This is a genomic window from Sorangium sp. So ce367 (genome assembly GCF_051520455.1).
GTDB classification, from domain to species: domain Bacteria; phylum Myxococcota_A; class Polyangia; order Polyangiales; family Polyangiaceae; genus Sorangium; species Sorangium cellulosum_B.
Window position 1 is genome coordinate 1,276,240 of the sequence record NZ_CP150334.1, and the last position, 13,594, is coordinate 1,289,833.

Annotated in this window: 6 protein-coding genes; 3 read left to right on the top strand and 3 right to left on the bottom strand. The window is 73.2% G+C overall.

What is annotated here, in order from left to right:
- Positions 1-274 precede the first annotated feature (274 nt).
- Entirely contained in the window at positions 275-1,882 is a 1,608-nt protein-coding gene (locus WME97_RS04775) for a CHAT domain-containing protein (protein WP_437549769.1), read from the bottom strand.
- A 406-nt stretch (positions 1,883-2,288) separates the two neighbouring features.
- Positions 2,289-4,088, bottom strand: a complete 1,800-nt coding sequence (locus tag WME97_RS04780; RefSeq protein ID WP_437549770.1) for a sigma 54-interacting transcriptional regulator — start codon at positions 4,086-4,088, stop codon at positions 2,289-2,291.
- A 145-nt stretch (positions 4,089-4,233) separates the two neighbouring features.
- Between WME97_RS04780 and WME97_RS04785 the strand changes: the two genes are divergently transcribed.
- Positions 4,234-8,085: a serine/threonine-protein kinase gene (locus tag WME97_RS04785; RefSeq protein WP_437549771.1), complete on the top strand. Its 3,852-nt coding sequence runs from the start codon at positions 4,234-4,236 to the stop codon at positions 8,083-8,085.
- On the opposite strand, the gene WME97_RS04790 is transcribed toward WME97_RS04785, so the two are convergent.
- Positions 8,036-9,769 (bottom strand): protein kinase domain-containing protein, encoded by a 1,734-nt coding sequence (locus WME97_RS04790; RefSeq protein ID WP_437549772.1) that lies wholly within the window; start codon positions 9,767-9,769, stop codon positions 8,036-8,038. The two genes, WME97_RS04785 and WME97_RS04790, sit on opposite strands and share 50 nt — an antisense overlap.
- Before the next feature lie 241 nt (positions 9,770-10,010).
- On the opposite strand from WME97_RS04790, the gene WME97_RS04795 reads away from it, so the two are divergent.
- Both WME97_RS04795 and WME97_RS04800 read left to right on the top strand, forming a co-directional pair.
- Positions 10,011-11,804 (top strand): AMP-dependent synthetase/ligase, encoded by a 1,794-nt coding sequence (locus tag WME97_RS04795; RefSeq protein ID WP_437549773.1) that lies wholly within the window; start codon positions 10,011-10,013, stop codon positions 11,802-11,804.
- 186 nt (positions 11,805-11,990) lie between these two features.
- Positions 11,991-13,481: a hypothetical protein gene (locus WME97_RS04800; protein WP_437549774.1), complete on the top strand. Its 1,491-nt coding sequence runs from the start codon at positions 11,991-11,993 to the stop codon at positions 13,479-13,481.
- Positions 13,482-13,594: the final 113 nt, after the last annotated feature.

Genomic DNA, 13,594 nt, shown 5'->3' on the forward strand with positions numbered 1-13,594 from the left:
GAGAGCGCTGAAGCTCCCGCGTCGCCATCGTATCCTGGCGAGCTCGTGCGACCTTTGCACGAACGGGCCAGGTAACTCTCCCCTGATCCGGGCATGGGCGTTCACCTCGTCGCATAGCGGTATCATCTTGTCCGGATCGGGCGTGGGCCACGTGCTGTGTCTGCGCCGCAGGGAGCACGCGCCCCAGGAGCTTACGGTTCTCCAGGCGCAGTACCTCCTTGAGCACCCCTGCGAGATCGTCCTCGTAGGAGCTCGCGCAGGTCGTCCTCTCGGCTCATCGGGGCCCTTCCGTCCTGCCGGCGGTGCAGAACTCATAGGTGAAGGCCGGGTAGGTCGTGACGGCGGCGGGGGCGAGTCGCTTCGCGTACGCAGCCGGGAAGGGATACACCATGGGGCCGTAGCGGATCAGACGTACGGGCGGCGCCGCGCCAGGCGCCCCGGGGTCGATCTGCGCGATCTGGGCGGAGCGCTCCATCGATACCGCCTCGGCCGCAGCCGCCGCCGGCTCGGGTAGCGGGATGATGGTCCGCGTCGGCTCAGCGCCGGAGGCGCGCTGAATGCAGCTCTCGAACCAGTGCTCGTAGAGACGCCAGCGATCGGGGTGAGGGACGATGGCGGCGTCGAAGCGCCGTGCGAGCAGCAGCATCCGCCGGAGGTATGCGACGGCATCCGCGAGGCTCTCGCTCATGCTGCGCTTGGAGCGCCCGTACACGGACGCGGCGAGCTGAAACCCTGGATCGCTCAGCCAGGCGCGGGAGGCCTCGTCAATGGCCTTGAGGAGCTCCGGAGGTTCGTCGCCGGCGTCGCCGGTCACGAACAGGACGGCCTCTTCGAGCAGCTGATCCCCGGATACGAGCCCCGCCAGGATGCTCCCGAACTGGTTTTCGATGAGGACGTTCTCGAAGAGGCTCAGCGCGTACAGGTTTGAGCGCTGGCTTCGTGCGTCGACGCGGCGCGAGCCCGCCTGCGGCGGATACGAGACGATCAGCTCGGCAGCTAGCCGACGGTCGAGCAGCGAGCGACGCTTCAGCGGCTTCGCCTGGGAAACGTCGGGTTCCTCGCCGCGGGCGCCCGATGTGGGCCTGTCGAGGCTTGCAGCGGCCGCGGGGGGGCGCTCGGCAGCGCTCAGAAGCGGCAGACGGATGTGCTCCGGGGATATGCCCTCGCGTACCAGGAGCTTCGGCACATCGATGTCGAGCGAGCCGGCCAGGTGAATCTGGTTCTTGCCGAGCTCAAACGCCTTGTCGACCGGCTCCCCGAACCCTAGCCCTTGGTAGAAGGCCCAGGCGAAGGCGATCGCCGCTTCGTCCTGGATGGCGTGGCCCATCCCCAGCACGAAGTCCACCTGCTTCCGGAGGGCTTCTCCCTGAGCGGCGGAATGGCACGCATTGAGCACCACGCAGCGGACCCCGCCCACGATCCGGAACAGCTCGGCCAGCGCCGAGGTTGCGATGGGCACCGCGGCGCCAGCGTCGTTCTCCACCAGAATTTCGCTGCAATTGCCCGTGGTTGGCTCAGTCGTAGGCAGATCGCGGGTCATTCCCGCGGGGCCGCCTGCATGGCCAACCCCGGCGCGTCCGTGCCCGGAGAAGTGGACCACCTGCGGCCTGTGCCTCAAGAGCGCCGCCTGGATGTCTCCGACGCGCAGCGCCCACTCGTGCACCAGCTCGAACCGCTCGGCGTGGGGACTGGCGCGAAGCCGTCGGGTGATCTCGCGGATTTCGCGATCGAGCGCCAGGCGGGTGGTGTCGAAAGGGTTAGCGCCCAGGAAGAGGATTTTCATATCAGGTGAATGTGCTCTGGCACTCTGAGGTGCGGGCGGCCTGGACGGGGGCACCGCGAGCCGGCGGATGGGCGCTGTCGAGCGCCTGGGCGCTATCACCGAAGGAGGCAGCGGCCATGATCGGGCCGGATGTGTTCCTCCGGAGGCAGGAGATCACAGTGGGCAAGACTACCCGATCGGATCGAGCGCGGGAAGACGCCGGGGGCGTCGGAGAATCCGCCACGATGCCGGCGGGCACTGGAGAGCTCGCCGCCGGCCACTGCGGGGATCTGCGCCGCCTTCAGGGGATCTGCACCTCGGCGTCGCCGACCTTCTTCCCTGGTCTCTTGGCGTCATGGCGGTTCGCTTCCCCGTCCGACGGCCCGCAGCAGCGCTATTCGATCGCCCTCTCACGACCGAGCTCGGTGCCCCGGAGATGGCTCGAACAGGATGCGCCGGACGAGGGAGGCGCCGGGTCGTCTCCCGCTGACACCTTGTCCGCTCGGAGCCGCGCCCGGCGGCGGCGTCACCGCCTGCGCTTCGCCAGGCCGTAACGGTTCATCTTCAGCACGAAGGTCCGCAGCGGCATGTGGAGCGCCTCCGCCGCCCTCGTCTGCACCCCGCCCACCGCGGCGAGCGCCTCGGCGATACGCGTGCGCTCGAGCTCCCTCACCTCCTCGGCGAGCGGCCGGAACGTCCGGCCAGCACCCCTCGCGGAGGGCGCCGCGCGGGAGGGCGGCGCCACGGAGGGCGGGATGCCCTCGGGGCGCGGCGGCCCCGCCGCGAGCGCAGCGGGCAGGTGCCCGCGCTCGACGATGCGCGCGCTGACCGTCGCCGCGATGTAATCGATGACGTTCTTCAGCTCACGCACGTTGCCCGGCCACGCATAGGCCGTGAAGAGCTCCGTCGCCTCCGTCGACAGGACCATCTCCTCGCGCCCCGCGCGCGCACACGCGTCGGCCAGGAACGCCCTGGAGAGCGCGAGGATCTCCCGGGGGCGCTCCCGGAGAGGGGGCAAGATCACCGTGGCCGCGCCGAGGCGGTAATAGAGATCTTGCCGGAAGCGGCCGGCCTTGACCTCCCCCTGAAGATCCTTGTGCGTGGCGGCGACGACGCGGATGTCGACCTCGCGCTCCCGCACGTCGCCCAGCCGGAGGATCCGCCGGGTCTCGATCGCGCGCAGGATCTTCGCCTGGGCGCTCGCCGAGAGATCGCCTATCTCGTCGAGGAAGACGGTCCCCCCGCTCCCGTGCTCCAGCAGGCCCGGCTTCGGGCCCGCCGCGCCGGAGAACGCGCCGCGCTCGTAGCCGAAGAGCTCGCTCTCGACCAGGCTCTCGGGCATCGCGGCGCAGTTGAGCGTGACGAGCGGCCGCCGCGCCCTCGGGGACCACTCGTGCAGCGCGCGCGCCGCGCTCTCCTTTCCGGAGCCCGTCTCGCCGGTCACCAGCACCGGCAGGTCCGTCGCCGCGAGGCGCCGGATCAGATCGAACACGCGCACCGTGGCCGCGTCGGCGAGCACCGTGCGCTGCCCGCCGATCTCCAGCGTGGTCACCGCCTCCGCCGCGGTCGCCGGGTGCCCGGGGCGCGCGACCTCCGCGGCGGCCCGGGCCGACGCGACCAGCGTGTCCGCGTCGCAGCCGTCCGCCGGCGCCGTCGCCACGCCGACCTTCGGCGCCGCGGCGACGGCGTGCACGGCGTCGACGAGCCGCTGCACGGCGTGGCCCGCAGCGGCCGCGTCCGCCTCGGGCAAGAGCACGAGGAGGCGGTCGTCGGCCTCGAAGCCCGCGAAGTCGGTCACCGCGAGCTCCCGCTCCAGCGCGCCGGCGACGACCTCGCGGGCCGAGGCCGCCCCGAGCTGGACGGCGATCACCGTCGCCGGCCGATCGTGGCGCAGCGCCCTGTCTATCTCCCCCTCGATCCTCCGCCGCAGCTCCGCGATCTCGAGGACCTGCCGGCTCTTCGCGGGGCGCGGGCACCGCATCACCACGACGGCCTCGCCGATCGACACCACGTCGCCCGAGCCGAGCGGCCTCGCGCCGTCGACGCGGACGCCGTTCAGCAGGGTGCCGTTCCGGCTGCCGAGATCGACGAGCTGCGCGCGCCCGTCGAGCAGCACGATCTTCGCGTGCTCCCGCGACGCCGAGGTGTTGCGGAGGCGCACGTCGGCCCGGGGCCCGCGGCCCAGGAGCACCACGCCGCTCCGCGGCAGGCGGAGCACCGACGAGGAGCTGCCCTGCACCACGAGCAGGTACGAGCCGCCCTCGTCGGCCCCGCGCGGCGCCTCGTCTGTTCGGGTCGGGCCGCCGGACGCCGTTGCCTCGCTCATTCTCCCGCGGCCGACTCTCGCATTGCGGCGCCAGGGCGCGCAAGGCTCCAGGTCGACGCGGAATCCGGCGCGGAATCCGGCGCAAAATCGCGCGCGCCGCGTGGTAGGCTCGCCGCCCGCAGGCCGGGCACTGCAGAGCGATTCGATGCAGCGGACGCCCCCCAGCAATGCGCGATTCTCGATCGGCCGCCGCCTCGGCGAGGGCGCGTTCGGCGCCGTCTACGAGGCGCAGGATCGCGAGCGCGGGGCGCGCGTCGCATTGAAGTCGCTCCACCGCCTCGACCCGCTCGCGCTCTACCGGTTCAAGCGCGAGTTCCGCGCCCTGTCCGAGGTCGTCCACCCGAACCTGGTCGCGCTCCACGAGCTGTTCTCCGAGGACGATCAGTGGTTTTTCACGATGGACCTCATCGAGGGCATCGATTTCCTCTCGTCCGTGCGCGGCTCATCGGCCCGAGGCGCCCGAGGCGCCTCGGCGCTCAGCCCCACGGCGCCCAGCCTCGCCCAGGACGACCCGGACGCGACGGAACCGGACCTGTCGGCGGCGTGGCCCCCTCCGGCCGCCGGCGGCGCCGGGCGCGACCCGGCCGCCGCTGCGCCGCCGCCCTGGGGGCCGCTGAGGAGCGCGCTCCTCCAGCTCGCCCAGGGCCTCGCCGCGCTCCACGCGGCCGGCAAGCTCCATCGCGACCTGAAGCCGTCGAACGTGCTCGTGACGCGCGAGGGGCGCGTCGTCATCCTCGATTTCGGCCTCGTGGCGGAGCTCTCGAGCGGCTCCATCGACCAGAGCGGCAGCCACATCGCGGGGACGCCGGCGTACATGGCGCCGGAGCAGGCCAAGGCCGGCTCGCTGACGCCCGCGTGCGACTGGTACGCGGTGGGCGTCATGCTCCACGAGGCGCTCACCGGGCGCCGGCCCTTCGAGGGAGGGGCGCTCGACGTCATCCTGCGAAAGCAGGTGGAAGAGCCGCCTCCTCCGAGCGCGCTCGCGCCGGGCATCCCGGAGGACCTCGACGCCCTCTGCGCGGAGCTGCTGCGCCGCGCCCCCGACGAGCGGCCCCCGGCGCCCGAGGTGCTCCGGCGGCTGCTGCCGCCGCGCGGCGACGCCCGCGGCAGCGCCGGCGCGCCGCCGCTCGCCGAGGCGCGCCCGGGGCCGCCGGCCGGGAACGGCGCGCCGTTCGTCGGGCGGCAGCGGCACATCGACGCGCTGCGCGGGGCGTTCGAGCGGGCGAGGGGAGGGCGGGCGACCACCCTGCACATCCACGGCGCGTCGGGCACGGGCAAGACCGCGCTCGTCCGGCGCTTCCTCGACGAGCTCGGGCGCGTGGATCACGCGGTGATCCTCGAGGGCCGGTGTTACGAGCGCGAATCCGTCCCCTACAAGGCCGTCGACAGCCTGATCGACGCGCTCAGCCGTCACCTCTCGCGCCTCCCCAGGCTGGAGGCCGCCGAGCTCATGCCGCGCGACGTCCACGCGGTCGTGCGCCTCTTCCCGGTGCTCGGGCAGGTCGACGCGATCGCCCGGGCGCCGCGGCGCGAGATCGAGCCCCCGGACGCCCGGGAGCTCCGCCGGCGCGGGTTCGCCGCGCTCCGCGAGCTCCTCGCGCGGATCGCGGATCGACGGCCGCTCGTCCTGTTCATCGACGATCTCCAGTGGGGGGACGCCGACAGCGCCGCGCTCCTCACCGACGTCCTCCGCGAGCCCGACGCGCCCGCGCTCCTGCTGCTCCTCTGCTACCGGAGCGAGGACGCCGCGCGGAGCGAGCTCCTCGCGCGGCTGCTCCCGCCAGCCCCGAGCGACGGGGACGAGGGCGACGTGCGCTCCCTGGCCGTCGGCGCGCTCACCCCCGAGGAGGGGCGCGACCTCGCGCTGGCCTTCCTCGGCGGCGGCGCTCGGGCCGCCGCGCAGGCCGACGCGATCGCGGCGGAGGCGGCCGGGAGCCCGTTCTTCGTGATCGAGCTCTCGCGCGACGTGCAGGGCCAGGCCGCGCCGGAGTCGGCGCGCGGCGCGGACGACGGCGGCGTCCGGCTGGGATCGGTCCTCGCGAACCGCCTCCTGCGCCTGCCCGCCGAGGCGAGGCGCCTGCTCGAGGTCATCGCCGTGTCGGGCAAGCCGCTCGACCTCCGCGACGCCCGGCAGGCCGCGGCGCTCACCCCCGAGCAGGAGCGGGCCGCGCTCGCGGCGCTCCGGGCCGGCAACGTCGTGCGCGCGCGGGGGCAGCACGGCGAGCAGGAGATCGAGGCGTTCCACGACCGCATCCGCGAGGCGGCCCTCGCGCAGCTCGGCGCGGCGGAGCTCGCCGAGGTCCACCTGCGGCTCGCCGCCGTCCTGGAGGCCTCGGGGCGGGCCGACGCGGACGCGCTCGCCGTGCACTTCCGGCGCGCCGGGCGCCCCGCCGAGGCGGCCCGCTACGCGGTCCAGGCGGGCGACCGCGCGGCCGAGGCGCTCGCCTTCGATCGCGCCGCGGAGCACTTCGCCGCCGCGCTCGAGGCGGCGCCGGCCGGCGCGGGGGAGGCGCGCGCGCTGCGGGTCAAGCTCGCGCACGCCCTGCGCAACGCCGGCCGCGGCGCGGAGGCGGCCCGGGCGTACGCCGCCGCGGCCGAGGGCGCGCCGCCGCGGGAGAGCCTCGATCTGCGGCGCTGCGCCGCCGAGCAGCTGCTCGTGAGCGGGCACATCGAGGAGGGCAAGCGCGCGCTCCGGGGCGTCCTTGCGGCCGTGGGGATGCGGCTCACCGAGCGCCGGTGGGCGGTGCTGCTCTCGCTCCTGTTCTTCCGCCTGCTCCTGCGCGTGCGTGGCTTCCGCTTCCGGGAGCGCGACGCCCGCGAGCTGCCGGCCGAGACGCTGACCCGCATCGACATCTGCTGGTCGGCCTCGGTCGGGCTCGCCATGGCCGATGTCCTCCAGGGCGCGGAGTTCCAGGCGAGGCACCTCCTCCTCGCGCTCCGCGCGGGCGAGCCCTACCGCCTCGCCCGCGCCATCGCGACCGAGATCGCGCACCTCGGCACGGACCACGTCGTGGGGCGCCGCCAGGCGCACCGGCTCTACGGCACGGGGGCGGCGCTCGCGGAGAAGGTCGGCGACCCGTACCTCATCGCCTTCAACAAGGGCATGCTCGGCGTCGTCGAGAGCCTCTCCGGGCGCTGGGCCGAGGGCCTCGAGCTCTGCCGCGAGGCCGAGGACCTCCTGCGCGCGCGGTGCGCGGGCGTCGCGTGGGAGCTGGGCACCACCAGCCGGTTCATGATGGTGGCCCACTACCACCGCGGCGAGCTCGACGCGCTGGCCCGACTCGCGGCGCCGCGCTGCGCGGACGCGGACGCGCGCGGCGACCTCTACGCGGCCAGCTTCTTCCGGGTGGGGCTCACGTACATCGTGCCGCTCGCCGCGGACCGGCCGGACGCCGCGCGCGACGAGGTGCTGGGCGCCATGGCGCGCTGGCCGCGCCGCGCGTTCGACCACCTCGACTGCCTGGAGACCGTGGCGCTCGGGCGCATCGATCTCTACGCCGGCGCGCCGCTCGCGGCGTTGCGGAGGATCGAGGACCGCTGGCGCAAGATCGCCTGGTCGTTCCTGCCGAGGTTCCAGTACTACCGCGTCTTGATCCATCACCTGCGCGCGTCCGCGGCGCTGGAGGCCGCCGCGCGCGACGGCGCCGGCGACGCGCGGCTCGGCCGGGCCCTGCTCCGCGGCGCGGCGCGCGACGCCCGGCGGCTGTCGCGCGAGGGCGCGCCGTGGGTCGCTCCGATGGTGATGTCCCTGCGCGCCGCCATCGCGGCGCAGCGGGGCCAGGCCGCCTCGGCCCTGTCGCTCCTCGCGGCGGCCGCGGCCGCGTTCGAGGAGCGCGGGATGGGCCTCTTCGCCGCCTGCGCGCGCCGCCGCCGCGGCCAGCTCCTCGGCGGGGACGAGGGCCGCTCCCTGGTCCAGGCCGCGGACGCCTGGATGGCGGGCCAGGGCGTCAGGAACCCCGGGCGCCTGGCGGCGATCTTCGCGCCGGGGTTCCCGTGAGGTCGATCTCCACGGTGTGCACCGCGGCCATCGCCGGGGAGGTCCGGAGCGCCGAGAGCAGCGGGCTCGCTCCGGCGTCCTCGGGGCGGTAGGCGACGATCAGCAGGAGCGCGGCCGGGTCCGGCGAGCCCATGATCTCCGCGAGCAGCGACGCGCTCTCCGCGTCACCCCCGTGGGCGTCGTCGATGAACACGACGACGGCGCGCCGGTCGGAGATCCGCCCGAGCAGATCGCGCAGCGCGGCCGAGGCGCGCGCCCGGAGCCGCTCCTCGCCCTCTTCCGCTGCGCTCCGCGGCGCCGGGAGCGGCGGCGACGCGCGCACGGCCGGGACGCGCGCGAGCACGGGAAAGACGCGGGCCAGCGCGGCGGCGCCGCGGGGCATGAGCGCGGCGGCCTCCCCCGGCGGGGTCCGCACGAGGTGGCGGCTGAGCGCGTCGATCGCGCCGTCGAGCGCCCTGAACGGCACCTGCTCGCGCTCGTGGCACCTGCCCTCGAGCACGAGCGCGTCCCCGGCCTCGCGGTCGAGGAACGCGCGCACGAGCGCGCCCCCGTCCGCCGCGGCGGCGCCCTGGACGAGGACCAGCCCCGGCCGCCCCTCCCGCACCCGCGCGAGCGCGCCGGCGAGCGCCTCGAGCTCCCGCGGCCGCGTCGCCGGCGTCTCCACCGCCGCGCGCGACGGGCCGCGGCCGCCGCGACCGACCGGCGCCGCCGGGTCGGAGGGCGCCGCCGCGAGATCACCCGCCGCGCCGAGCCGCCGCACCACCTCCGCGCCGGAGGGGCGCCGCTCCGGCGCCGCGCACAGCAGATCGGCGACGAGGTCGGCCAGGTCGTCCGGCGCCCACGGCGCGACGTCGCGGAGCCGGGGCGGCGCGGATCGCTGCTTCTCGGCGAGGACCTCGATCGACGTGCCCGTGAAGGGCGGCCTCCCTGCCAGCGCCTCGAAGAGCATCACGCCGAGCGCGTACCAGTCGGCGCTCGGCGCCGCGGCGCTCGCGCCCACCTGCTCCGGCGCCATGTAGCGCGGCGTCCCGACGAGCTGCTCGGCGTCGGTCGCGCTCTGCCCGCTGCCGCTGGTCGAGAGGCGCGAGGCGATGCCGAAATCGAGCACGACGGCGCGCCCCTCGGCCGTGACGAGCACGTTGGAGGGCTTCACGTCCCGGTGGACGAGCCGCGCCGCGTGGACCGCCTGGAGCGCCCGCGCGACCTGGACGAGCGAGGACCGCACCCGCTTCAGGTCGGCGTCGGCGCGCGCCTCCGCGCAGGCGGCACCGGCAGGAGAGGGCGCGGGCGGGCGCTCGACCGGCTCCTCCAGCGTGGCGTCGAGATCGATCCCCTCGTCCGGGGGCGCGGTGCTGGTCAGGCTGGGCCACGAGGCGGCGCCGCCCGCGGCTCCCTGCCCGCGCACGTGGGTGAGCCAGTCGACCCCGCGCACGAGCTCCATGGTGAAGAACCACTCGTCCCCGCTGCCGATGAGCTCGTGGAGCCGGACGAGGTTGTCGTGGGTGACGTCCGCGAGCGCCCGGAACTCCCGCTTGAAGCGGTAGAGGGCCGAGGCGCCCACGCGCGCGAGCGCCTTCAGGGCGACCCGCTCCCCGCGCTCGCGATCGATCGCCTCGTACACGATCCCGAAGCCACCTGCCCCGAGCCGCCGGACGATCTGAAAGCGCTCGGGGACATGCCGCATGGACGGGCCACGTGAGGTGAAGGTTCCTTATCGGATCGTATCAGGCCGCGGCGCCGGGCGGCCACGCCGAACCGTGACCCGCGACGAGCGGGCCGGGCGGTACGCGGAACGAGGAACGAGACAACCGGCGGCTCGCCGCCAGCGCTTCGAGGGGCTCCTCGACGCTGATTGACAATGCCCCGGCGGCTCCCGCATCCTGGCCACCCCGCGACCCTCGAGGCCTTGAGCCGCAGGAGATGCAATGAGCACCGTCCTCCACCGTCTGGAACAGTGGGCTAACGAATCTCCTGACGCGCCGGCCCAGCGCTTCAAATCTCAAGGCGAGTGGAAGACGCTGACCGCGCGCGACTACCGTGACCGGGTTCACCACCTCGCGCTGTTCCTGGAGTCCAGGGGCTTCGACGCGAGCCAGGTCGGCGCGATCCTCTCGTACAACTGCCCGCAGTGGGTCCACGTCGACCTGGCGGCGCTGCTCGTCGGGGGCAAGTCGGCGGGCCTCTACCCGAACTCCACCGCGAAAGACATCCAGTACATCCTGAACCACACCGAGGCGACGCTGCTCTCGGTGCAAAACAAGGAGTACTTTCAGAAGATCTCCGGGGAGAAGGGCGAGTGTTCCGTCCCTGACAGCGTGAGTTGGATCCTCGTCTTCGATGGTGACACATCGATCTCTCCCAAGGCGATCTCGTACGAGCAGGCGCTGGCCGAGGGCCGCGCGCTCGCGGGGCAGCCGGGCGCGAAGACGTTCGCCGACTACCTGGCGAAGATCGACCCCAGGGCCGGCGCGTTCCTGATCTACACCTCGGGCACGACGGGCAACCCCAAGGGGGCCATGCTCTCGCACGACAACCTGGCTTACACGGCCGACATGGTCGTGAAGTACTGGAACCTGCCGTTCGCGCGCGGCACGATGTTCTCGTTCCTCCCGCTCTGTCACATCGCCGAGAAGCTGCAGTGCGTCGGGGCGGGCCTTACCCAGCGCTACACCGTCAACTTCTGCTCGAAGTTCGAGAACGTCTCGATCGAGCTCCCCGAGGTGCAGCCCACGCTGCTGCTCTGCGTGCCGCGGCTCTGGGAGAAGATGATGGAAGGCGTGATGGCGAAGGTGCGCGGCGGCAAGGGCGCCAAGAAGAAGCTGGCCGAGTGGGCGCTCGCCGTGGGCGCCCGCGTGGCCCAGGCGAAGTACGCGCAGCGCGCGCCGAGCGCGCTCGACGCCTTGCAGCTCAAGCTCGCCGACAAGCTCGTGCTGGGCAAGGTGCGCGCGGCGCTCGGCCTGGGCAAGGCCGAGGTGCTCGCCTCGGGCGCGGCGGCGCTCGCGCCGCACATCTCGACGTGGTTCCGCGCGCTGAACCTCGAGATCCTCGAGGACTTCGGCCAGACCGAGTCGACAGGCGTCATCTGCATGACCGAGCCGGGCATCGAGAGCGCGGGCACCGTGGGCAAGCCCGTGCCGGGCGTCGAGTTCAAGCTGGCCGAGGACGGCGAGATCCTGACCCGCGGCCGGCACGTGTTCGTGGGTTATTACAAGGACAAGGCGGCGACGGAGGCCGCTCTCGAGGACGGCTGGCTGCACACGGGCGATCTCGGCGAGTGGAACGACCGCGGACAGCTCAAGATCCGGGGCCGCAAGAAGGAGATCCTCAAGACCTCGGGCGGCAAGATGATCGCGCCGCTCCCGATCGAGGAGAGGCTCAAGGCGGCGGAGATCATCAGCCAGGTGTGCATGGTGGGCGACGGCCGCAAGTACCTCTCGGCGCTGATCACGCTGACCGAGGGCAAGCTCGCCGAGCTGAAGGAGCGGGGCGCCCTGGGCAGCGACGCGATCACGAGCGTCGAGGTGGTGAGCCAGGTGAAGGTGCACGTCGACGCCCTGAACGCGGAGCTCGCCAGCTTCGAGCAGATCAAGCGGTTCACGGTCCTCGGCCGCGAGTTCTCGGTGCAGGACGGCGAGATGACGCCGACGCTCAAGATGAAGCGCAACGTGATCGAGCAGCGCTTCCGCGGGACCATCGACGAGATGTATCCCGCCGAGTGAGCGGGGGCCGCGGGCCCCGCCGGCGGGCGGCCGGTCGATGAACGCGCCGCGGCGCTCGCCCGGCCCTGGGAGAGGCGCCCCCCGCGGCGCGTTCGTCGACCGCCCGCTCGATCAGAGAACGTCGGGCTGTCGCTCATCGCCGGAAGAAGTGATGCGCGCGGCCGTTTCATGTGGGAGGGAAAAGCCATGAGTTCACCGAGAAGCCACCTCGTGCTCGTGCCGGGTTTCGCGGGCTTCGATATCCTGGGCTCGATCGTCTATTACAGCGGTGTCACGGAGATCCTCCGAAACACCGACACCGGGCCGTATCAAGGCCCGCTCTCGGTGCATTGCTTCCCGAACCTGCCCACGGCGAGCGTGGACACCCGCGCGCACGCGCTCCTCCGCTGGCTCGCGGATCGGTTCAGGCAGGGGGTGTTCTACGGGGGCGCGGGCCGCGGCCAGCGGGACTGCGTCCACCTCGTGGGCCACTCGACAGGCGGGCGGGACATCAAGACGCTGATGCTCCTGCTCCTGGCCGAGACCGAGCAGAAAGGGTCTGTCTACGGCGTCCCGGTGGAGCGCATCCTCGAGAGCATCTGCTCGATCCAGTTCCTCTCGACGCCGCACCGCGGGACGAACCTCGCCCACGTCCTCCACCGGAGGCAGCCCCTCCTCACAGGCCTGGCCGGGGCCCTCCACTGGTGGCTCCGCCTGGCTGGCCCGAAGGACGCGAGCTCCGCGGCCCGCCGCGCGAAGACGCTCCTCCAGGTGTTCGGCCAATCGGACGGCATCGTCCGCGCCGCCCTCGACACGATCGAGCGCTTCCACGCGCTGCCGTGCGACGACCTCGCCAGGGCCGAGGCGCGCGGCGAGTACTTCAACGTGCTCCGCTGGCTGCTGCACGTCGCCGAGGACACCGAGGCCTTCGAGGATCTCGATCCCCTGCCGCTGTCAGGCCGTCCGCCGCGCGAGGAGCGCTGGTCCAGGCAGGGCCTGTCCGCGCGCGGTATCGGCGCCTGGCCGCGCGAGCTCGCGGCCTCCATCAAGAGCGCGAAGCGGACAAGGAAAGCCAGCCTCCTCGGGGCGGAGCTCGAGGAGGAGCTGAGCAAGTACTACGAGGAGCGCGGCATCGCGCTCCGGTCGATCGTCACCCGGGCAAAGCGTGACCCCGGCGGCCCGTTCCTGGGCGCCTTCGGCATCTTTCACGGCATCACGGCCAACATCAAGGAGCCGAAGGTGGTCGAGGCCCTCGGGCCGCCCTGCTCCGTGCCACGGTTCGAGAACCCGACCCAGACCGAGCCGCTCACGCCGGAGATGAACGACGGGATCGTCAACTGCGTATCGATGGTCTATCCGGACACGAAGCGCAGCTTCCTTGTCGACGCCGACCACGCCGACGTGATGGGCCATTATCGGTTCATCGCCCCGGAGGACGGCGACGGAGCGGACCCGAAATACGGCGGATACGACCTGTTCCAGTCCCGGTCGACCTTCGATCAGGCCGAGTTCGACAGGCTGTGGAGCAGCATCGGGCAGTTCGCCATGAACAGCGACAGGTGCGCCGCCGCGGCGCGCCGCAGCTCGGCCGTCGCCCCCGTGGAGGTGCCGGCCTCGGCGCCCGCGGTGTCGCCGGCCTCGGCGCCCGCGGTGACCCATTTCCGCGCCGATCCGTCGGACCCGGAGGGCGGCGCGTAGGCACCCCCGTCGCTGGGGGCGCCCAGAGCGCCGATCACGTTGAAACCCGGAGAATTTTCACAGGGAGGCGGGGAGGCGGGGAGGAAGAAAATGAATTTCTCCCTCTTGCCGCC

What these genes read in the sequence shown, in the direction of transcription:
- WME97_RS04780 (WP_437549770.1), bottom strand. Translation starts at nt 4,088, where the DNA reads ATGAGCGAGGCAACGGCGTCCGGCGGCCCGACCCGAACAGACGAGGCG.
- WME97_RS04785 (WP_437549771.1), top strand. Translation starts at nt 4,234, where the DNA reads ATGCAGCGGACGCCCCCCAGCAATGCGCGATTCTCGATCGGCCGCCGC.
- WME97_RS04790 (WP_437549772.1), bottom strand. Translation starts at nt 9,769, where the DNA reads ATGCGGCATGTCCCCGAGCGCTTTCAGATCGTCCGGCGGCTCGGGGCA.
- WME97_RS04795 (WP_437549773.1), top strand. Translation starts at nt 10,011, where the DNA reads ATGAGCACCGTCCTCCACCGTCTGGAACAGTGGGCTAACGAATCTCCT.
- WME97_RS04800 (WP_437549774.1), top strand. Translation starts at nt 11,991, where the DNA reads ATGAGTTCACCGAGAAGCCACCTCGTGCTCGTGCCGGGTTTCGCGGGC.